The following is an 18,406-nucleotide window of genomic DNA, read 5'->3' as shown; positions in this document are numbered from 1 at the left end:
CGGCATGGACGACATACTCCCCTCCGGGCTCGGGGAGCGCGAGAAGGCGCTGCTCGCGTTCGAGGGGCGGAGCTGGCCGTCGCCGGGGGCCAAGGAGCGGGCCATCCGCGAGGAGCTCGACCTCGCCCCCGTGCGCTACTACCAGCTCCTCAACGCCCTCATCGACGACGAGCGTGCCCTCGCCCACGCCCCCGTGACCGTGAACCGGCTGCGCCGGGTCAGGGAATCGCGGCGCGCGGAGCGGTAGCCGGGCGGGGCCGGGACCGGCGGCCGGAAATCGCCGGGGTGCGGTACTCGGGCGTACGGCTCTAGGGTCGCCCCTATGGACGCCCCACGGACTGCCGCCGGCCGTGAAGGCCTGGCCGCGCTTCTCGCCCGCCCCGAGCGGAGCGTGATCGCCCTCGACTTCGACGGAACCCTCGCCCCGATCGTCCCCGACCCCGAGCAGGCCCGCGCCCACCCCGACGCCGTCCCCGCGCTCGCCGCCCTCGCGCCCCGCGTCGCCTCCGTCGCCGTCATCACCGGACGCCCCGCCGGCGTCGCCGTCCGCCACGGCGGCTTCGCCGGAGTGCCCGGGCTCGAACACCTCGTCGTCCTCGGCCACTACGGCGCCGAGCGCTGGGACGCCGTCACCGGCACCGTCCACGCGCCCGCGCCGCACCCCGGAGTCGCCGGGGTGCGCTCCGAACTGCCCGGGGTCCTCGAAACGGCCGGCCTCTGGCACGACACGTACGTGGAGGAGAAGGGCCGCGCCGTCGCCGTCCACACGCGCCGCGCCCCCGACCCGCAGGCCGCGTTCGACGCCCTGCGCGCCCCTCTCTCCGCCCTCGCCGCCCGCCACGGCCTCGTCGTCGAACCCGGCCGCCTCGTCCTCGAACTGCGTCCCCCCGGCGTCGACAAGGGCGTGGCCCTGACCGAGTACGTCCGCGAGACGGGCGCCGAGTCCGTCCTCTACGCCGGCGACGACCTCGGCGACCTCCCGGCGTACGCCGCCGTCGAGAAACTCCGCGCGAACGGAACCCCGGGCCTCCTGGTCTGCAGCGCCAGCGAGGAGGTCCCCGACCTGGCCGGCCGAGCCGACCTGACCGTCCCGGGCCCGTCCGGAGTGGTCACTCTCCTGAAATCCCTGGCCACGGAACTGGGCGCCCCGTAAGCCCCGCCGGCCGCGCGGGGGACCGGGGCGCACGTGCCCCGTCAGGGGCGCGGGGAACTGCGCGATCAGCCACGATGGCGGCGCGGTCGGCGACGATGCCTGGCCCGTATGGCGGGGACGCCGTAGCGGAGGCCTGACGATTCGCGTACCCGGCGCCGGGGGTGCCGCCTTGCCCACCCGTGCCGCCCCAGGCGGCAGACTGCCCAAGGCTGGGGAGACCGGATGCGTGCCCGGGGCAGGCGTGCCCCGTAAGGGGCGCGGGGAACTGCGCGAGCGGCCACGACGGTGGCGCGGTCGGCGACGATGTTCGGCCCCTACGGCGGCGGCGCCGGGCGGCGGGGTCAGGGCTTGTGGAGGGCCTTCAGTTGGGCGAGGAACCATTGGGCGGGCGGCAACGAGGATCCCGCCGCCGCCAAGCGCTCGCCCCGCGCCACCCGCTCCTTCTCCGGCATGTCGAGCGCCGCGCCCAACGCCTCCGCCGTCCCGATCAGGTCATAGGGATTGACCCCGAGCGCGTCCTCCCCGAGCTCCTCGTACGCCCCCGCCTCCCGCGAGAGCACGAGCACGCACCCGCCCCCGTCGGAGACGATCGGCACCTCCTTCGCGACCAGGTTCATGCCGTCCCGGATCGGGTTCACGAGGGCGACGTCCGCCAGCCGGTACGCCGCCAGCGAGCGCGCGAAGTCGTCCTTCACGTGGAGGACGACCGGCGTCCAGTCCTCCGTACCGAAACGGGAGTTGATCGACGCCGCGACCCAGGAGACCTCCGCCGTGTACTCCTGGTACACCTCCAGGTCCTGCCGCGACGGATACGCGAACGCGAGATGCACGACCCGCTCCCGCCACTCCGGCCGCGTCTCGAGGAGCAGCTCGAAGGCCCGCAGCCCGCGCACGATGTTCTTGGACAGCTCCGTGCGGTCCACCCGCACCACGACCTTGCGCCCTGCGCCCACCTGCTCGCGCAGCGCGGCGAGCCGCTCCTCGACGTCCTCCCGGTGCGCCCGCTCCCGCAGGAACTCCGCGTCGGCCCCGAGCCCGTGCACCCCGATCTCCGTATCGCCGGGCCCGCCCACGATCCGCGCGCAGCATTCCGTGAACGCGTCCGCCCAGCGCCGGGTGAGGAAGCCCAGCCGGTCCGCTCCGAGCATCCCCCGCAGCAGCTGCTCCGCGATGTCGTCCGGCAGCATCCGGAAGTAGTCGACGGGCGCCCACGGCGTGTGCGAGAAGTGCCCGATGCGCAGGTCGGGACGGAGCGCGCGGAGCATGCCCGGCACGAGGGCCAGGTGGTAGTCCTGGACCACGACGGTCGCACCCGGCGCCGCCCCGTCCGCGAGCGCCTGGGCGAACGCCCGGTTGTACTCCTCGTACGCCGCCCACTGCCGCCGGAACTCCGGTCCGAACGACGGCTCCAGCGGGGTCTGGTACAGCATGTGGTGCACGAACCACAGCACCGAGTTCGCGATCCCGTTGTACGCGGACGCGTGCACCTCCGGGTCGATGTCGAGCATCCGCACACCCGGCTCGGTGATCCCGCGCCGCACCGCCTCCCGGTCCCCGTCGCCGAGCGCCGCGCACACCCACAGCTTGTCGTCGACGGAGCTCAGCGCGGACACGAGCCCGCCCCCGCCCCGCTTGGCCGTGACCGTGCCGTCGTCCCCGACGGCGTACGAGACCGGTCCCCGGTTGGACGCGACAAGAACCTCAGCAGCACCAGGAGTGGAAGCCATACGCCCAAGCTAGCCGCCGCCGAAACACCTCAAACGTGTAAGGCGCTCACGCCACCCGGCGCTCGCGGTACTCGTCGATCTCGGCCATCGGCGGCCGCTCCTCCGTGTCCACGTCGTGCGTACGCGGCTCGAAGCCCTTCTCGCCCCGCTCGAACTGGGTCAGCACCGGTCGCACCAGATGCCCGCGCGCGAGCCGCAGCTGCGCCGTGCGGTAGATCGCCGCCGCCATCCGTCCGAGCGCCTGCCCGTCCTGGTGCCGGTGCTTCCTGACCCCCACGTCGACCTGCGCGAGCGCGCCCAGGCCCACCGTGTGCAGCGCGTCCACGAGCAGCCCCAGCTCGACCCCGTACCCGACCGGGAACGGGAGCTGTTCGAGCAGCGACCGGCGGGCCGCGTACTCGCCGCCGAGCGGCTGCACGAATCCGGCCAGTCGCGGCCAGTGCAGATTGAGCAGCGGCCGCGCCACCAGCTCGGTCACCCGCCCGCCCTGCCCGACGGCGTCACCGAGCGGCCGGTCGTACATCGCCTTCACGAACTGCACGTCCGGGTCGGTGAGCAGCGGCCCGACGATTCCGGACACGAAGTCCGCGGAGAACTCCTTGAGGTCCGCGTCCACGAAGCAGACGATGTCCCCGGACGTCACGAGGAGCGAGCGCCACAGCACCTCGCCCTTGCCGGGCCGGGCCGGGAGCCGCGGCAGGATCGCGTCCCGGTGCACGACCCGCGCCCCGGCCGCCGCCGCGACCTCGGAGGTCCGGTCCGTGGACCCGGAGTCCACGACCACCAGCTCGTCGACCAGCGGCACCGCGTCCGTCATCAGTTCGCGCCGGATCACCGACACGATCTGGCCGACCGTCGCCTCCTCGTCGAGGGCCGGCAGCACGACGCTCACGGTCTGCCCCGACGCGCGCTTCGCGGCGATCAGCTGGTGCAGTGGCCGGTCCGCCACGGACCAGGAGCGCTCGTTCAGCCAGCGCTCTACCTCTTCCAGCACGGTCGGCTGCTCCTCACTCCGCGTGGTGGTGCGGGACGATTTGTGATCCATCTCGCGGTTCGGACGACTATCTCAAGCGCCCAAGCCGTCGGTTACAGTCTTGAACAAGGCCGGGGACCACCGCATGCCGGGGTCACCGTCGGCCACGTTCAACAATCGAATACCGCTCATCCAGAGGGGCAGAGGGATACGGCCCGTTGAAGCCCCGGCAACCCTCCAGCCGGTCTCGTAGGACACCGCAACTGTCCACCGCGAGGCTCCCGGCTAGGGAAGGTGCCAAATCCGTCTCACGGCGAGATGCGTCGTGAGGAAGATGAGGAGAAAGGGCCTCGCCTCTCATGGCTGTACAGACTGTCGCCACCGGAACCACCCCCTCCGAGAAGACCGTGGACCTCGGTCCCGCCTCGGGTCTCTCCTGCCGCGAGTGCGGTGCGAAGTTCGAGCTCGGTCCGATCTTCGCGTGCGTCGAGTGTTTCGGGCCTCTGGAAGTCGCGTACGACCTTCCCGTCGGCGACCCCGAGGCGCTCCGCAAGCAGATCGAGGCCGGCCCCGCGAACATCTGGCGCTACGCCCCGCTCCTGCCGGTCCCGGCGGACGTCGCCGAGAAGCCCAACCTGAACCCGGGCTGGACCCACCTGGTCAAGGCCGACAACCTGGCCCGCGAACTCGGCGTCGAGCAGGGCAAGCTGTTCGTCAAGGACGACTCCGGCAACCCGACGCACTCCTTCAAGGACCGCGTCGTCGCCCAGGCCATCGAGGCCGCCCGCGCCTTCGGCTTCACCACCCTCTCCTGCTCCTCCACGGGCAACCTGGCCGGTGCCGTCGGTGCCGCCGCCGCCCGCGCCGGCTTCCGCTCCTGCGTGTTCATCCCGCACGACCTGGAGCAGGGCAAGGTCGTCATGGCCGGTGTCTACGGCGGTGACCTCGTCGCCATCGAGGGCAACTACGACGATGTGAACCGCTTCTGCTCCGAGCTCATCGGCGACCCGCTGGGCGAGGGCTGGGGCTTCGTCAACGTGAACCTGCGCCCGTACTACGGCGAGGGCTCCAAGACGCTCGCCTACGAGATCTGCGAGCAGCTGGGCTGGCAGCTGCCGGACCAGCTGGTCATCCCGATCGCGTCCGGTTCGCAGTTCACGAAGATCGACAAGGGTCTGCAGGAGCTCATCAAGCTCGGCCTCGTCGAGGACAAGCCGTACAAGCTCTTCGGCGCCCAGGCCGAGGGCTGCTCGCCGGTCTCCGTCGCCTACAAGGGCGGCCACGACGTCGTCCGCCCGCAGAAGCCGAACACGATCGCCAAGTCGCTCGCGATCGGCAACCCGGCCGACGGCCCGTACGTCCTCGACATCGCGCGCCGCACCGGTGGCGCCGTTGAGGACGTGAACGACGAGCAGGTCGTCGACGCGATCAAGCTGCTCGCGCGGACCGAGGGCATCTTCGCGGAGACCGCCGGCGGTGTGACGCTCGGTGTCACCAAGAAGCTCATCGAGGCGGGGCTGATCGATCCGTCGCTGACGACTGTCGTGCTGAACACGGGTGACGGTCTGAAGACGCTGGATGCTGTCGCTGAGACGTCGCAGGCCACGGCGACCATTCGGCCGAGCCTGGATGCGTTCCGTGAGGCTGGGCTCGCTCAGTAGTCCTTCCCCGACCCCGCCCGTTCCCGAAACCGGGGGCTCTGCCCCCGGACCCCCGCTCCTCAATCTCCCCCAGACTTCGTCCGGGGGGACCCCCAGGGGCTGAGATCGCCAGAGGTGAAACCATGAGCGTCAACGTCCGGATCCCCACCATTCTCCGCACCTACACCGGTGGTCAGGCCGAGGTGCCGGCCGAGGGGGCGACCCTCGCCGACGTCATCGCCGACCTGGAGAAGAACCACACGGGGATCGCCGCCCGCGTGCTCGACGACCAGGGCAAGCTGCGCCGTTTCGTGAACGTGTACGTGAACGACGACGACGTCCGCTTCGAGCAGGGCCTGGAGACCGCGACGCCGGACGGCGCCGGCGTCTCGATCATTCCCGCCGTCGCCGGCGGCTGATCGGCTCGACCCGTCCTGGATTTCCCTGACTTACCCAGAGTTACCAGAATTGCCCCCTCCGCGAGAGAAGCGGAGGGGGCAATTCTGCATGGTTGAGCGGGGTACAGTTGGGGAAGCTGCTCCGCTTCCGTCCGTGGTGCATGACGGACGCATATGAGTTCTTGCGTGAATCCCGCTGAGAAGCAGCCAAAGTACCCCGCCCATTCGGGCCTTTTATGGCATTTATGCGGCCCGGCTTGCCCTGGGATCCGGTGAGTTGGCCCGGTTTCCCCGATCGTAGGCGCTCAGAATTCTCGTCCGATTGACCTGTTGCAGAGGGCAGTTGGGCAGATACATTCGGCCGCGGTCGACGCGTTCCGGCGCACACCTCCATCCATTGGGGGGTGAGGTCTGACCCGGGTCCGCGAAGTGCGGTCCTGTGCAAGGGCCAGTAATAGGGGAGTTAGGCATGGCTCAGGGCACCGTCAAGTGGTTCAACGCGGAGAAGGGGTACGGCTTCATCGCGGTCGACGGTGGTGCGGATGTATTCGTCCACTACAGCGCGATTCAGATGGACGGCTACCGCACCCTGGAAGAGGGTCAGCGGGTCGAGTTCGAGATCTCGCAGGGCCAGAAGGGGCCGCAGGCCGACATGGTTCGGCTTGCCGCCGGCTGAAGCGCGCGCGTCTGACTGCAAGCTTCGTACGACACGAGGGTCCGTGTCCCCGATCGGGGGCGCGGGCCCTTCGTGCTGCCCGGGGTCCGGGTCCCGGGTCCGCGGTCCGGGGCTCCGGGGCCGGTGGCGGGGTGGCGCGCGGCGCCGCGGATCTGTGGTAGCCGCTTGCACTCGCATGGGTCGAGTGCTAATCATTGGGCTTAGCACTCTCCGAGTGAGAGTGACAGAACTTGGATCGGGTCGGTGAGGCCCGCGGGCCGGGTGGGGCAAGGAACCACAAGGCGCGCAGGCCGTCCGTCGCGGGCACCAGCCACGATCCGTTTGCGTTTCCACCCCGTCCGGGAGGACCACTTCACATGGCCAAGATCATCGCGTTCGACGAGGAGGCACGGCGCGGCCTCGAGCGCGGCATGAACCAGCTCGCCGACGCCGTCAAGGTGACCCTGGGCCCCAAGGGTCGCAACGTCGTCCTCGAGAAGAAGTGGGGCGCCCCCACGATCACCAACGATGGTGTGTCCATCGCCAAGGAGATCGAGCTCGAGGACCCGTACGAGAAGATCGGCGCCGAGCTGGTCAAGGAGGTCGCGAAGAAGACGGACGACGTCGCCGGTGACGGCACGACGACCGCGACCGTCCTCGCCCAGGCGCTGGTCCGCGAGGGCCTGCGCAACGTGGCCGCCGGTGCCAACCCGATGGCCCTGAAGCGTGGCATCGAGAAGGCCGTCGAGGCCGTCTCCGCCGCCCTCCTGGAGCAGGCGAAGGATGTCGAGACCAAGGAGCAGATCGCTTCGACGGCCTCCATCTCCGCCGCCGACACCCAGATCGGCGAGCTCATCGCCGAGGCCATGGACAAGGTCGGCAAGGAAGGCGTCATCACCGTCGAGGAGTCGCAGACCTTCGGTCTGGAGCTCGAGCTCACCGAGGGTATGCGCTTCGACAAGGGCTACATCTCGGCGTACTTCGCCACCGACATGGAGCGTATGGAGGCGTCGCTCGACGACCCGTACATCCTGATCGTCAACTCCAAGATCTCCAACGTGAAGGACCTCCTTCCGCTCCTGGAGAAGGTCATGCAGTCGGGCAAGCCGCTGCTGATCATCGCCGAGGACGTCGAGGGCGAGGCCCTGTCCACGCTGGTCGTCAACAAGATCCGTGGCACCTTCAAGTCCGTCGCCGTCAAGGCCCCGGGCTTCGGCGACCGCCGCAAGGCCATGCTCGGTGACATCGCCATCCTCACGGGCGGCACCGTCATCTCCGAGGAGGTCGGCCTCAAGCTGGAGAACGCCGGTCTCGACCTGCTCGGCCGCGCCCGCAAGGTCGTCATCACCAAGGACGAGACGACGATCGTCGACGGCGCCGGTGACAGCGACCAGGTCCAGGGCCGCGTCAACCAGATCCGTGCCGAGATCGAGAACAGCGACTCGGACTACGACCGCGAGAAGCTCCAGGAGCGCCTCGCCAAGCTCGCCGGCGGCGTGGCCGTCATCAAGGCGGGCGCGGCCACCGAGGTCGAGCTCAAGGAGCGCAAGCACCGCATCGAGGACGCCGTTCGCAACGCGAAGGCGGCCGTCGAAGAGGGCATCGTCGCCGGTGGTGGCGTGGCCCTGCTGCAGGCCTCCGCGGTCTTCGAGAAGCTCGAGCTCGAGGGTGACGAGGCGACCGGCGCCAACGCCGTGAAGCTCGCGCTCGAGGCCCCGCTCAAGCAGATCGCCGTCAACGGTGGTCTCGAGGGTGGCGTCGTCGTGGAGAAGGTGCGCAACCTGGCCGTCGGCCACGGTCTGAACGCCGCCACGGGCGAGTACGTCGACATGATCGCCGAGGGCATCCTCGACCCGGCGAAGGTGACCCGCTCTGCCCTGCAGAACGCCGCCTCCATCGCCGCGCTCTTCCTCACCACCGAGGCCGTCATCGCCGACAAGCCGGAGAAGGCCGCCGCGGCTGCTCCGGGTGGCATGCCGGGCGGTGACATGGACTTCTGAGCCGGTCTTCTGGGCTCAGGTCAGTCTGAACCTGTGGGCGGTGCCCCCTTCGGGGGGTACCGCCCACGGGCGTTTCCGGACCGGGGGCGGGGGCGCGTCTGGCTCATGCGGCTTCGTCGCCGGGTGCGCCACCGTCGTGGCTGGTCGCGCAGTTCCCCGCGCCCCTGAAGGCGCACTCCGTGCGCCCCAGGGGCTGGCCGGTCGCGCCCCGCGACGGAGTCGCAGATCGGGTACGGCCCCGCGCCCCTGAAGGGCACACTCCGTGCGCCCCAGGGGCTGGCCGCTCGCGCCCCGCTACGGAGGCAGTGGGGGTGTTACGGGGTGCTGTTGGTTTCCTGGTAGGTCTGCCAGGTGGTTTTGCCGGCCTGGGCGGCGCTCTGGGCTGCCGCCTGGGCGTGGTGGAAGGCGCGGGAGGCCATCTCGGTGGGCGGGACCTCCCAGGCGCCGGTCCAGGTGCGGCCCGCGCGGGCCAGTTCGTAGACGAGTACGCCGATCCCCGCCGCGGCGGTGAGCATGCCGAGGCCGGTCAGTGCGGCTCCGGCGGCCAGGCGCCGCTGGTCGGGACGGAACTCGGTCCACGCGATCTTCGAAAACGTGCTCTCAGCCATGTGGCCAGGATGCGCCCGCGCGGCCGCTCTCGCAGCCGGGGCGATCCGTGACCTCCCGCCCCACCCCCTCGTTGAGCGGGGCATGACGATGAATGAGTGGGTGGGCAGGGCCGTGCGGGGTGTGGTGGGTTCGGTGGTGGGGGTCGTCGGGGTGCTGGGGGCGGCCGGGGTGGCGAGTGCCGCCGGGCCCGTGCCTCCCGTGGACGACACCGTGATCATGTCGAACGAGCAGGCCGCGGCCGCCGGGATCGTGGAGCCGGGGCCCGGGTTCGCCAAGCCGGACGTGTATCTGCCGGGCGTGTACTACTAGGGGTCAGGGTTCGACCAGGCCCGCGCGGATCGCGTAGCGGGTGAGTTCCAGGCGGTCGCGCATGCCGAGTTTCTGGAGCAGGTTCGCCCGGTGGCGCTGGACCGTCTTCACGCTGATGTAGAGCAGTTCGGCGATCTCCTTCGACGAGTGGCCCTCCGCCACCAGCTTGAGGACCTCCTCCTCGCGGGGCGTGAGGAGCCGGTCGTGGGTCTCCTCGCCGGCGCGGGCCCGGTCGAGGTAGTTGCGGATCAGGGACGTGACCGCGCCGGGGTAGAGGAACGGCTCGTCGCGCATCACCGCCCGGCACGCGGCGACCAGGTCCCGGTCCGCGACGGACTTCAGCACGTAGCCGCCCGCCCCGGCCTTCAGCGCCTGGAACAGGTACTGCTCGTTGTCGTGCATGGTCAGCATCAGCATGCGCAGGCCCGGCCGGAGCGCGGGCAGTTCGCGGGCCGCCTGGAGGCCGGTGAGGCGGGGCATCGCGATGTCGAGGATCGCCAGGTCCAGGGCGAGCGCGGGGTCGCGGGCCAGTTCGACGGCCGCGCCCCCGTCGCCGGCCTCGGCGACCACCTCCAGATCGGGCTCCAGATCGAGGATCAGCCGGACGCCGCGCCGCACCAGGGCGTGGTCGTCGGCCAGCAGGATGCGGGCCGGGCGGGGCAGCAGGCGTTCGGAAGCGGGGGAGGGCATGGTCATGGCTTTCTCACCGGGGGCGCCGCCGCGGGCGCCGTCAGCAGGACGCGGGTGCCCGGGCCGTCGCCGGGGGACGGGGTGATGTCGAGGCGGCCGCCGACCAGCAGGGCCCGTTCGCGCATCCCGCGCACCCCGGCGCCCTCGTGCGCGGCCCGCATGCCGCGGCCGTCGTCGGTGACGGTGAGGGTGACGCCGTCGCCGGTGCGGCGCAGGGCCACGGTGACGTGTTCGGCGTCCGCGTGCCGGGCCGCGTTGGTCAGCGACTCCTGGGCGACGCGGTAGAGGACGAGTTCCGTCTCGGGCGGGAGGGCCGGCAGGTCGGTGTCGAAGGCGCGCGTGACGCGCAGCCCGACATGCGTGGCGAAGTCCTGGGTGAGCGAGGTCAGGGCACTGACCAGGCCCAGGTCGTCGAGGACGCCCGGCCGCAGCCGGCGCACCAGGCGCCGTACCTCGTCCAGGGTGCCCCGGGTGATCTCCTGCGTCTCGTGCAGCTCGGCGCGCAGCGGCTGCGGCGCGTCCCCCGCGACCCGGCCGAGGAGGAGCAGGATCGCCGTCATGCTCTGGCCCACCTCGTCGTGCAGCTCCTGGGCGATGCGCCGCCGTTCGGCCTCCTGCGCGAGCAGCACGCGGGCGCTGCTCGCGGCCCGCTCCTGCTCCAGGCGCTCCAGCATCGCGTTGAACGTACGGATCAGGTCGGCGACCTCCCCGCGCCCGGCGGCGGGCAGCCGCTGGCCGGGGCGCAGCAGGTCCACGGTCGTCATCAGCCGGGTCAGCCGGTCCAGCGGGGCGAGGCCCAGGCGCAGCAGCGCGGCGTTGGCGACCAGCATGACGGCGAGGCCGCCGACCAGGATGACCGCCTCGGTCAGCAGCACCGGCACCGACACGGTGACCGGTGCCCACAGCAGCAGCGCGGTGGCCGCGCCGAGCACCACCGCGTTCAGGGCGAAGATCCGCCAGAACAAGGACACCGTCCCGCCCCTCCCCTCGTGTTCCGTCATCCGCTCCCGAGGATGCCTCCTCCGCGTACGTACGGGATCACCGGGCCCCGGGCCGAGAGGCCCCGCGGCGCGAAATGGGCTCCGGTACCCCGCCGAAATGGGTGCTGCGACCCATGGGGGAAAACGGTTCGGCGCGCCAGGATCGAGGGTGTGCGCCCTCGGGGGGCGCACGCCCACCGGTGCGGACCGGACCTGTCAGGAATCGGGGATGACGATGTCGCTCGACGGCGGCCGGGGCCGGGCCGCGGCCCACCCGGACGAGGCGCGCCGGCGCCTGGAGCACGCGCGCGCGTCCCGGCTCACGCAGCTGGACGCCCTGGACGCGCGGGGCCAGAGCGCCGAGGACCATCTGCTGGTGGCGCAGCGGACCGCGATGCGGGAGGTGCTCGGCGAGATCGAGGCCGCCTTCGGGCGGGTCGATGACGGCACGTACGGGATCTGTCAGGGCTGTGCCCGGCCGGTGCCCGCGGAGCGGCTGGAGATCCTGCCGTACACGCGGCACTGCGTGGGCTGCCGGCCCCGGGCGGTCTGAGGCGCCGTGACGACCGGGCACCGCGCGGGCGCGTCGCCTCTCTCGGCCGCCGACCTGGCGGCGCTGCGCGAGAACCTGCACGAGCAGCTGCTGTTCCGCCGCGAGCAGCTGGCGCGGCTCGCCGAACCCGTGTCCTCGCGCGCCGAGGGCCGGCGGCGCGAGGACGCCGGGCAGCTGGAGGTCGGCGTACGGCTCGCGGCGTCCGCGCGGATGGTCCTCGCCGACGTCGAGGCGGCCCTGCGCCGCATGGACGACGGCACGTACGGGATCTGCCGGCGCTGCGGCCGCCCGATGGACCGGCAGTGGCTGACCGTCGTCCCGCAGGCCCGCGACTGCGCGGGCTGCCTGCGGCGCCGGGACGGCCGGCGGTGAGGGGCGCGCCGCCGTCGCGGACGTCGCGCGGCTCCTCCGCTCGGCCCGCACCCACTGGACGGCCGGCGATCTCCGGCTACGACTTGGGCAGGCTCCGGTAGACGTCTCCGCGGTTGCCGACGTGGACGACGAGGATGGTCAGCACGTTGTCGTGGATCTCGTAGACGATCCGGAAACTGCCGACGCGGAGGCGGAACAGGCCGTCGTGCCCGGTCAGCTTCTTGGTGTCGGCGTCCTCCCGGTACGGGTCGTCGCCCAGGGCGGTCAGTGCCGTGAGAATGCGCATGGCCTGCTGGCGGTCGATCGTGCGGAGCCGGCGCTGCGCGTGTGTGGTGAACCGGAAGGCGTATTTCACGCGACGTCGTCCCGGGAACCGGCTTCGGTTCCGTCGCCCTCGAAGAGGTCGGCCAGCAGTTCGGCCATGCTCACCGTGGGGTCGTCCCGATGCCGTTCGGCCTCCCGTGCGGCGAGTTCGTCCGCCGCGTCGTCGAGCGTGTCGAGCACCTCTATGGGGACGAGTGCGGCGACCCGCTTCCCCTTGCGGGTCAGCACCGTGACCTCGCCGGCCTCGGCCCGGTCGACGACCTCGGCCAGGTTGGCCCGTGCGTCGCGGATGGTGACGTCCTCGCTCATGAAGCCAGTGTAGTCAGGTGTACGCATGAACGTGTACACCTGACTGCACTGGCTGCACGGCCGGGTCAGACCTGGGCCGGTTCCTTCGTCGGGTCGGTGTGCGGGGCCGACGGGCCCTCCTCGGCCCGGGCCGCCGCGGACTCTCCCGCGTCGACGTCCGCGTTCAGGTCGATCAGCATCTGCTTGCTGAAGCCGAAGAAGTACGTGGCCAGGAAGCCGACGACGTAGCCGACCAGGAGTCCGCCGCCGTAGATCGCGGCGGTCGTGCCGAGGCCCTTGTTGCCGTCGAGGAGGGGGAAGAGGGCCCAGCCGGACGGGCCGATGGCGGTCGAGCCGACCTTGTCGCCGAGCATCGAGAACAGGCCGACGAAGGCACCGCCCGCCGCGCCGCCCACGCACGCGGTGACGAACGGACGGCCGAGGGGGAGCGAGACGCCGTAGATGAGGGGCTCGCCGACGCCCAGGAAGCCCGCGGGGAGCGCCGACTTGATGGTCGTACGGATCGACTTGTTCCTCTTCAGGCGCTTGAAGACGGCGATGGCGCAGCCGACCTGGCCGGCGCCCGCCATGGCGAGGATCGGGAGCAGGACCGTGTAGCCCTGCTGCTCGATGAGGGTGGTGTGGATGGGGATGAGGGCCTGGTGCAGGCCGAGCATGACCAGGGGCAGGAACAGGCCGCCGAGGACCAGGCCCGCGAACGCGCCGGTGTTGTCCAGGAGCCAGTTGGCCGCGGTGCCGATGCCGGTGGAGACCTCACCGGCGACGTACATCAGGCCGAAGATCGTGACCAGGCCGGAGACCAGGACCGTGACGGTCGGGGTGACGAGGACGTCGACCGCCTCCGGGACCCATTTGCGGCACCACTTCTCGACGTACACGGCGAGGACGGCGGCGCCGAGCGCGCCGAGGACGCCGCCCTGGCCGGGGCTCAGCTTCTGCCCGAACGCCTCGATGTTCGCGACGCCCGGGAAGACGATGATCGCGGCGACGGCGCCGCCGAGGATCGGGGTGCCGCCGAACTCCTTCGCCGTGTTGTAGCCGACGAACACCGCGATCAGGGCCATGAATCCGGAGGCGATCGCGGCGAGCGCCGGGGTGATGCCGGGCAGCCACTCCAGGTTGATCAGCAGGCCGTTGAGACCGGCGATGATGCCGCAGCCGATGAGGGCCGGGATCAGGGGCACGAAGATGTTGGCGATCCGGCGCAGGAAGAGCTTGAACGGCGTCGCGTTCTTCTCCTTGCGGGCCGCCTTCAACTCGGCGCCCTGTGCGGCGAGTTCGTCGGCCGTCACCGGGTGCGCCCCGGCCGCGGGGGCCGCGGCGCGGCCCTCCTCGACCAGTTCCTCGAACTCGGGGGTGACCCGGGCGACCTTCCCCGGCCCGAGGACGATCTGGTACGTGTCGTCCTCGACCACGCCCATCACGTCGGGCAGGGCCCTCAGTTCCTCGTCCCGGACCAGGGAGCGGTCCGCGAGACCCAGCCGGAGCCGGGTCATGCAGTGGGCCACGGAGGTGACGTTCGCGGCGCCGCCGACGAGCGGCAGGATCGCGGACGCCACGTCGCGGTTCTTGTTCTCGGCCATGGTGGTGCTGCCTTGCTGTGCGGGGGGTGGTTCCGTGCGGGTGTTACGCGGTGGTGCCGGCGGCGGCCGCGAGGGCGCCGCGCAGGTGTCCGTCCGACTCGGTGAGGAGGCGGGCGGCGGTCGGACCGTCGACCTCGCCGAGCACGACGAGGATCGCGTTCTTGACCTCGCCGTCGGTCGCGGCGAGCGCGGCCTCGATGACGGAGTCCTCGGCGCCGGTGGCCAGGGAGACGATGCGGCGGGAGCGGGCCCGCAGCTTCTCGTTCGACGCGCGGACGTCGACCATGAGGTTCCCGTACGTCTTGCCGAGCCGGATCATCGTGATCGTCGACAGCATGTTGAGGACGAGCTTCTGCGCCGTGCCCGACTTCAGCCGGGTCGAACCGGTGAGCAGCTCGGGGCCGACGACGACCTCGATGCCGTGGTCCGCGGCGGCGGCGAGCGCGCTGCCCGCGTTGCAGGACAGGCCGATGGTGAGGGCGCCGTAGCGGGTGCGGGCGTGCTCGACGGCGCCGATCGCGTACGGGGTGCGGCCCGAGGCGGAGATGCCGACGACCACGTCGTGCTCGGTGAGGTCAAGGGCGTCCAGGTCGGCGGCGGCCAGTTCCTTGGAGTCCTCGGCGCCCTCGACGGCCGTCACCATCGCGGCGGGGCCGCCCGCGATCAGGCCGACGACCTGCCCGTCCCAGGTGTTGAAGGTGGGCGGGCACTCGGAGGCGTCCAGGACGCCGAGGCGGCCCGCGGTGCCGGCGCCGGCGTAGACCAGGCGGCCGCCCTTCGCCATGCGGGCGGCGATGCCGTCGATCGCGGCGGAGATCTGGGGGAGCCGGTCCGCGACCGCCTGGGGGACGGAGGCGTCCTCCGCGTTCATCAGCTCGGCGATCTTCTGGGTGGGGAGCTGGTCGATCTCGGCGAGTTCCGGCCGGAAGGCCTCGGTGGTGAGGGTGTCGAGCTGGGCGCGGAGGTCCTGGTACGGCGTGGTCATCGGGTGGCCGGGGCTTTCTGTGAGGGGCGGGTTGCGTCTGCCTGGTGCGGATTCGTCGCCGGGTGCGGCCCGGTGGGGCTTCTCGCGCAGTTCCCCGCGCCCCTGGAGATGCGCACTTCGTGCGCGATCTCCGCAGGGGCGGTACCGCATCGGGGAAATGCGGCGCGAAGCGCCTGCATTTCAGGGGCGCGGGGAACTGCGCGACCGGCCCCCACCGGGCCGCACCCGAGAACGAGACCGGTGGGCCCGGGCTCTCATGACCGGCCTCGCGGCGCATGCCGATGGGCCAGCGCCTCGTAGGACGCCGACAGAGCCGGCGCGGCCGTCTCGTACGTGCGCTGCGCGACGCCCACGAACAGGCAGTCCACGACGAGCAACTGGCTGGTCCGGGAGGACATCGCGGCGGGCCGCAGCTCGCTCTCGCGCGCTATGGAGGTCGTCAGGACGTGGTCGGCGTACTGCGAGACGGGCCCGTCGGGGCGCCCGGTGATGGCGATGGTCGTCGCCCCGTGCTCGAAGGCGACCCGCAGCGGCTCGATGACGTCACCGGTCGCGCCGGAGTGCGTGATGGACACGGCCACGTCGCCCGAGCGGAGCGTCACCGCGTTGGTGATCGCGAGGTGCGGATCGCTGTGCGCGTGGGCGATGTGCCCGATGCGCAGCAGCTTCTGGGCGAGGTCCTGGGCGACGAGGCCGGAGGCGCCGACCCCGTACACGTCGACACGGCGGGCGCCGGCCAGCGCGTGCACGGCGGCGCCGAGCTGCCCGGTGTCGAGTCCGGCGGCGGTGTCGGCGAGGGTCTGCTGCTCGTCGTAGGCGAGCTTGGCGACGACGTCGGCGATCGGGTCGTCGACGGCGATGTCGGCGGTGACGGCGGGGGCCCGGCCGGACTGCTGCTGGGCGGCGAGTCCGGCGAGGGCGAGGCGCAGGTCGCGGTAGCCCGGGTAGCCGAGGAGGCGGGCGGTGCGGACGACCGTCGCCTCGCTCGTGCCGGTGAGCTCGGCGAGGCCGGTGACGGTGAGGGCCGCGCAGCCGGCCGGGTCTCCGGCGACGGCCTCGGCGACCCGCTGCATGGACCGGGTCATCGACGGCGCCAGGGTGCGCACCTTGGCCGCGAGGGCCGCGGGCGCCGGCGGCGCGTCGTTGGCGAAACTTTCCTTCACGTCATTGCTCACGTTTTGAAAGATATTTTCGGAACGCTTCGCGGTCAAGGGCCCTTCGGCCCGGGCGCACAATTGAGGGCATGGACACCATCAGCCCCTTGGAGCAGGCCCTGCACGCGGCCCGCGCGCTCGTGCTCGCCGACCTCAAGGCGATCGGCGTCGCCGACGCCGACGTGGTCTCGCTGGTCGAGGACGCGATCACCTCGCGCCGCTGGTGGGTCGAGCAGTGGCCGGAGGGTGTCGCCTACGTCTCGGGTCTGGTCGCGCAGGACGTGAAGGACGGGCTGCTGGAGCGGTACGGGCGCTGGCCGCTGTGCATGGTCTGCGGTCCCGGCTCGGGCAGCGAGGGCCCGCACGCGCTCGACATCGAGCCGGAGCTCGGCGAGGACCCGCACTGGGTGTGCGCGGAGGCCGGGGTCGTCGTGGCCCGCCTCGGGGCGCTCGGCACGGTGGCCGGCGGATGACGGTCTACATAGATCCGCCGAACTGGCCGGGCCACGGCCGGATGTGGTCGCACCTGGTCAGTGACGTGTCGTACGACGAACTGCACCGGTTCGCCGAGGGGATCGGGGCTCCGCCGCGGGCCTTCGAGCGCGACCACTACGACATCCCGTCGCACCGGTACGAGGACGCGGTGCGCGCGGGCGCCGTCGAGATCGGCTCGAAGGAGCTGGTGCGCCGGCTCACGGACGCGGGCCTGCGCCGCCCGAAGGGCCGCCCGGCCTAGGGCGTGTGCCGCCCCAGGCCCTGGGCCGTTCTTCAGGCGCGATGCCGGACGAAGCGGAACTCTTCGCGGTCCGGGGCGGACTCGGTGCGGGTGAACCCGGCGCGCTCCAGGACCCGTTGGGACGCCGTGTTGTCCGGATCCGTGTGGGCGACGACCGTGCGCATGCCGCCGTGGCCGAGCGCCCAGAAGGTCAGTACCTCGACCGCCTCGGTCGCGTAGCCCTGCCCGCGGGCGTCGGCGACCAGGTCATAGCCGATCTCCACAAGGCCGTCGTCGGGCGCGCTGTGGAAGCCGATGCCGCCGATCGCGCACTGGTCGGAGGCGCGCACCATCACGTACGTGCCCCAGCCCCGCACGTACGTGCCCTGCTCCCAGGCGCGCACCGTGATGCCCGAGCCGCCGCGGGTGCCGTCGCCGGGCCCGCCGCCCAGCCAGCGGAAACCTCCGTCGCCGTCACCGGAGTTGAGGTCGGTCGCGGCCTCGCGGGAGATCTCGTGCAGGGTGAGCCGGCGGGAGTTGATGCGGTGCGGTTCCATGCGGTGAGCATGCGTGGGGCGGCGCGGGCGGGCAAGCGATTTGTGGGCGCTCAGGGGGTGAGCAGCGCCAGTTCGGTACCGAGGTTCTCGCGGGCCGGCGCCTCCCAGGCCGCCTTGCCGTGCGGGGTGCGGAACAGCCGGGGCAGGTCCAGGAGCTGGCGCAGCACGGCGGCGCGGCCCGCGCGGAACGCCTCGTCGGGCACGAAGCCGTACTCCTCGCGCACGGCCCGGGTGTACGCCGCGTAGGCCTCCGGCGGGGCGGCCAGGATCGCGAGGTCCGCGTCGCACAGGGCCTCGCCGTTGGTGTCGCCGTCGGCGGGGTCGTGGGTGACGGTGAGGCGGACCAGGCGCGCCACCTCCTCTACCTGAGCCTGCGTCAGGCCAGCTTCCGCCAGGGCCCGTTCGGCGAGTGCGGCCGAACGCTCCTCGTTCTCCGAGCGGTCCGGGCGGTACACGGCGTCGTGGAACCAGGCGGCGAGCCGGACGAGTTCGGGGTCCGCCGCGTGGGCCTCCAGTACGTCGATGTGGTCGAGGACCGCCTTGAGGTGGTCGGTGGTGTGGTACCGGCGCTGCGGCTCCGACCAGCGCTCCAGCAGGGCGCGTCCGTAGCGGTCCGGGTCGATGACGCAGTCGTCCGTGTCGAGTGCCGCCAGGAGGGCCCGTCGCCACCGCGGGATCAGGTCGTGCTTCACCTCGTCGTCCGTCATGAGGTGACCTTAA

At 71.8% G+C, this 18,406-nt stretch carries 23 protein-coding genes and 1 riboswitch; of the genes, 11 read left to right on the top strand and 12 right to left on the bottom strand.

All coding sequences use genetic code 11. The features are described 5' to 3' along the window. Nucleotides 1–4: 4 nt before the first annotated feature. A complete protein-coding gene (locus tag IAG42_RS15955; RefSeq protein WP_188337658.1) occupies nt 5–247 on the top strand; it encodes a DUF3263 domain-containing protein in 243 nt (80 codons plus the stop codon). Nucleotides 248–322: 75 nt separating this feature from the next. Beyond that, nucleotides 323–1,153 (top strand): trehalose-phosphatase, encoded by an 831-nt coding sequence (gene otsB / locus IAG42_RS15950; protein ID WP_188337657.1) that lies wholly within the window; start codon nt 323–325, stop codon nt 1,151–1,153. Between the two features lie 341 nt (nt 1,154–1,494). On the opposite strand, the gene IAG42_RS15945 is transcribed toward otsB, so the two are convergent. Next, complete coding sequence (locus IAG42_RS15945) at nt 1,495–2,880, bottom strand: alpha,alpha-trehalose-phosphate synthase (UDP-forming) (protein WP_188337656.1); 1,386 nt, start codon at nt 2,878–2,880, stop codon at nt 1,495–1,497. A gap of 46 nt (nt 2,881–2,926) precedes the next feature. Next, nucleotides 2,927–3,874: a glucosyl-3-phosphoglycerate synthase gene (locus IAG42_RS15940; RefSeq protein WP_188337655.1), complete on the bottom strand. Its 948-nt coding sequence runs from the start codon at nt 3,872–3,874 to the stop codon at nt 2,927–2,929. Nucleotides 3,875–4,038: 164 nt separating this feature from the next. Next, nucleotides 4,039–4,194: riboswitch (SAM riboswitch) on the top strand. Nucleotides 4,195–4,212: 18 nt separating this feature from the next. Here IAG42_RS15940 and thrC point away from each other — a divergent pair. The 4 genes from thrC (at nt 4,213) to groL (ending at nt 8,546) form a co-directional block, all read left to right on the top strand. Then, complete coding sequence (gene thrC, locus IAG42_RS15935; RefSeq protein ID WP_188337654.1) at nt 4,213–5,514, top strand: threonine synthase; 1,302 nt, start codon at nt 4,213–4,215, stop codon at nt 5,512–5,514. A 122-nt stretch (nt 5,515–5,636) separates the two neighbouring features. Next, nucleotides 5,637–5,912 carry a MoaD/ThiS family protein gene (locus IAG42_RS15930; RefSeq protein ID WP_188337653.1) on the top strand — a complete coding sequence of 92 codons (276 nt, stop codon included), beginning with the start codon at nt 5,637–5,639 and terminating at the stop codon, nt 5,910–5,912. Between the two features lie 448 nt (nt 5,913–6,360). Beyond that, a complete protein-coding gene (locus tag IAG42_RS15925) occupies nt 6,361–6,567 on the top strand; it encodes a cold-shock protein (protein ID WP_005486335.1) in 207 nt (68 codons plus the stop codon). A 356-nt stretch (nt 6,568–6,923) separates the two neighbouring features. Further along, on the top strand, nt 6,924–8,546 hold the full coding sequence (gene groL / locus IAG42_RS15920) for a chaperonin GroEL (RefSeq protein ID WP_188337652.1): 1,623 nt from the start codon (nt 6,924–6,926) through the stop codon (nt 8,544–8,546). Between the two features lie 314 nt (nt 8,547–8,860). On the opposite strand, the gene IAG42_RS15915 is transcribed toward groL, so the two are convergent. Next, complete coding sequence (locus tag IAG42_RS15915) at nt 8,861–9,154, bottom strand: hypothetical protein (RefSeq protein WP_188337651.1); 294 nt, start codon at nt 9,152–9,154, stop codon at nt 8,861–8,863. A gap of 82 nt (nt 9,155–9,236) precedes the next feature. On the opposite strand from IAG42_RS15915, the gene IAG42_RS15910 reads away from it, so the two are divergent. Further along, nucleotides 9,237–9,464 (top strand): hypothetical protein, encoded by a 228-nt coding sequence (locus tag IAG42_RS15910; protein WP_188337650.1) that lies wholly within the window; start codon nt 9,237–9,239, stop codon nt 9,462–9,464. Nucleotides 9,465–9,467: 3 nt separating this feature from the next. On the opposite strand, the gene IAG42_RS15905 is transcribed toward IAG42_RS15910, so the two are convergent. Further along, nucleotides 9,468–10,160: a response regulator gene (locus tag IAG42_RS15905; RefSeq protein WP_223206023.1), complete on the bottom strand. Its 693-nt coding sequence runs from the start codon at nt 10,158–10,160 to the stop codon at nt 9,468–9,470. Further along, entirely contained in the window at nt 10,157–11,125 is a 969-nt protein-coding gene (locus tag IAG42_RS15900; RefSeq protein WP_188337649.1) for a sensor histidine kinase, read from the bottom strand. The genes IAG42_RS15905 and IAG42_RS15900 overlap by 4 nt, the downstream gene beginning before the upstream one ends. Before the next feature lie 244 nt (nt 11,126–11,369). Here IAG42_RS15900 and IAG42_RS15895 point away from each other — a divergent pair, with 244 nt between their 5' ends. Both IAG42_RS15895 and IAG42_RS15890 read left to right on the top strand, forming a co-directional pair. After that, nucleotides 11,370–11,687 (top strand): TraR/DksA family transcriptional regulator, encoded by a 318-nt coding sequence (locus IAG42_RS15895; protein WP_188341419.1) that lies wholly within the window; start codon nt 11,370–11,372, stop codon nt 11,685–11,687. A gap of 6 nt (nt 11,688–11,693) precedes the next feature. Then, nucleotides 11,694–12,059, top strand: coding sequence for a TraR/DksA family transcriptional regulator (locus IAG42_RS15890; RefSeq protein WP_188337648.1), 366 nt, complete (start codon nt 11,694–11,696; stop codon nt 12,057–12,059). Nucleotides 12,060–12,135: 76 nt separating this feature from the next. Here IAG42_RS15890 and IAG42_RS15885 read toward each other — a convergent pair whose 3' ends face one another. The 5 genes from IAG42_RS15885 to IAG42_RS15865 all read right to left on the bottom strand — a co-directional run bounded on the left by IAG42_RS15885 (nt 12,136) and on the right by IAG42_RS15865 (nt 16,435). Next, nucleotides 12,136–12,414, bottom strand: a complete 279-nt coding sequence (locus tag IAG42_RS15885; protein ID WP_188337647.1) for a type II toxin-antitoxin system RelE family toxin — start codon at nt 12,412–12,414, stop codon at nt 12,136–12,138. Continuing rightward, nucleotides 12,411–12,692, bottom strand: coding sequence for a type II toxin-antitoxin system Phd/YefM family antitoxin (locus tag IAG42_RS15880; protein ID WP_188337646.1), 282 nt, complete (start codon nt 12,690–12,692; stop codon nt 12,411–12,413). Before IAG42_RS15880 ends, IAG42_RS15885 begins: the two co-directional genes overlap by 4 nt. A gap of 65 nt (nt 12,693–12,757) precedes the next feature. Next, nucleotides 12,758–14,275: a PTS transporter subunit EIIC gene (locus tag IAG42_RS15875; RefSeq protein ID WP_188337645.1), complete on the bottom strand. Its 1,518-nt coding sequence runs from the start codon at nt 14,273–14,275 to the stop codon at nt 12,758–12,760. Between the two features lie 43 nt (nt 14,276–14,318). Beyond that, entirely contained in the window at nt 14,319–15,260 is a 942-nt protein-coding gene (gene murQ / locus IAG42_RS15870) for an N-acetylmuramic acid 6-phosphate etherase (RefSeq protein WP_188337644.1), read from the bottom strand. 254 nt (nt 15,261–15,514) lie between these two features. Then, the gene (locus IAG42_RS15865; RefSeq protein ID WP_188337643.1) at nt 15,515–16,435 is read right to left on the bottom strand and encodes a MurR/RpiR family transcriptional regulator; all 921 of its coding nucleotides are present in this window, start codon (nt 16,433–16,435) and stop codon (nt 15,515–15,517) included. A gap of 68 nt (nt 16,436–16,503) precedes the next feature. On the opposite strand from IAG42_RS15865, the gene IAG42_RS15860 reads away from it, so the two are divergent. Together IAG42_RS15860 and IAG42_RS15855 are read left to right on the top strand one after the other, a co-directional pair. Then, on the top strand, nt 16,504–16,887 hold the full coding sequence (locus IAG42_RS15860; protein ID WP_188337642.1) for a hypothetical protein: 384 nt from the start codon (nt 16,504–16,506) through the stop codon (nt 16,885–16,887). After that, nucleotides 16,884–17,150: a DUF4031 domain-containing protein gene (locus IAG42_RS15855; protein ID WP_188337641.1), complete on the top strand. Its 267-nt coding sequence runs from the start codon at nt 16,884–16,886 to the stop codon at nt 17,148–17,150. Before IAG42_RS15860 ends, IAG42_RS15855 begins: the two co-directional genes overlap by 4 nt. A gap of 32 nt (nt 17,151–17,182) precedes the next feature. On the opposite strand, the gene IAG42_RS15850 is transcribed toward IAG42_RS15855, so the two are convergent. Both IAG42_RS15850 and IAG42_RS15845 read right to left on the bottom strand, forming a co-directional pair. Continuing rightward, a complete protein-coding gene (locus IAG42_RS15850; RefSeq protein WP_188337640.1) occupies nt 17,183–17,686 on the bottom strand; it encodes a GNAT family N-acetyltransferase in 504 nt (167 codons plus the stop codon). A gap of 50 nt (nt 17,687–17,736) precedes the next feature. Then, complete coding sequence (locus IAG42_RS15845) at nt 17,737–18,393, bottom strand: HD domain-containing protein (protein WP_188337639.1); 657 nt, start codon at nt 18,391–18,393, stop codon at nt 17,737–17,739. Nucleotides 18,394–18,406: the final 13 nt, after the last annotated feature.

Source organism: Streptomyces xanthii (genome assembly GCF_014621695.1).
Classification (GTDB): Bacteria; Actinomycetota; Actinomycetes; order Streptomycetales; family Streptomycetaceae; genus Streptomyces; species Streptomyces xanthii.
This window is presented reverse-complemented; position numbering and strand designations above follow the sequence as displayed.

Bases quoted from the DNA above. Each gene is read 5' to 3' on its own strand.
- IAG42_RS15845 (WP_188337639.1), bottom strand. From the start codon at position 18,393: ATGACGGACGACGAGGTGAAGCACGACCTGATCCCGCGGTGGCGACGG.
- IAG42_RS15880 (WP_188337646.1), bottom strand. From the start codon at position 12,692: ATGAGCGAGGACGTCACCATCCGCGACGCACGGGCCAACCTGGCCGAG.
- IAG42_RS15875 (WP_188337645.1), bottom strand. From the start codon at position 14,275: ATGGCCGAGAACAAGAACCGCGACGTGGCGTCCGCGATCCTGCCGCTC.
- IAG42_RS15930 (WP_188337653.1), top strand. From the start codon at position 5,637: ATGAGCGTCAACGTCCGGATCCCCACCATTCTCCGCACCTACACCGGT.
- thrC (WP_188337654.1), top strand. From the start codon at position 4,213: ATGGCTGTACAGACTGTCGCCACCGGAACCACCCCCTCCGAGAAGACC.
- IAG42_RS15850 (WP_188337640.1), bottom strand. From the start codon at position 17,686: ATGGAACCGCACCGCATCAACTCCCGCCGGCTCACCCTGCACGAGATC.
- IAG42_RS15945 (WP_188337656.1), bottom strand. From the start codon at position 2,880: ATGGCTTCCACTCCTGGTGCTGCTGAGGTTCTTGTCGCGTCCAACCGG.
- otsB (WP_188337657.1), top strand. From the start codon at position 323: ATGGACGCCCCACGGACTGCCGCCGGCCGTGAAGGCCTGGCCGCGCTT.
- IAG42_RS15915 (WP_188337651.1), bottom strand. From the start codon at position 9,154: ATGGCTGAGAGCACGTTTTCGAAGATCGCGTGGACCGAGTTCCGTCCC.
- IAG42_RS15860 (WP_188337642.1), top strand. From the start codon at position 16,504: ATGGACACCATCAGCCCCTTGGAGCAGGCCCTGCACGCGGCCCGCGCG.
- IAG42_RS15925 (WP_005486335.1), top strand. From the start codon at position 6,361: ATGGCTCAGGGCACCGTCAAGTGGTTCAACGCGGAGAAGGGGTACGGC.
- IAG42_RS15955 (WP_188337658.1), top strand. From the start codon at position 5: ATGGACGACATACTCCCCTCCGGGCTCGGGGAGCGCGAGAAGGCGCTG.
- groL (WP_188337652.1), top strand. From the start codon at position 6,924: ATGGCCAAGATCATCGCGTTCGACGAGGAGGCACGGCGCGGCCTCGAG.
- IAG42_RS15855 (WP_188337641.1), top strand. From the start codon at position 16,884: ATGACGGTCTACATAGATCCGCCGAACTGGCCGGGCCACGGCCGGATG.
- IAG42_RS15895 (WP_188341419.1), top strand. From the start codon at position 11,370: ATGTCGCTCGACGGCGGCCGGGGCCGGGCCGCGGCCCACCCGGACGAG.
- murQ (WP_188337644.1), bottom strand. From the start codon at position 15,260: ATGACCACGCCGTACCAGGACCTCCGCGCCCAGCTCGACACCCTCACC.
- IAG42_RS15905 (WP_223206023.1), bottom strand. From the start codon at position 10,160: ATGACCATGCCCTCCCCCGCTTCCGAACGCCTGCTGCCCCGCCCGGCC.
- IAG42_RS15910 (WP_188337650.1), top strand. From the start codon at position 9,237: ATGACGATGAATGAGTGGGTGGGCAGGGCCGTGCGGGGTGTGGTGGGT.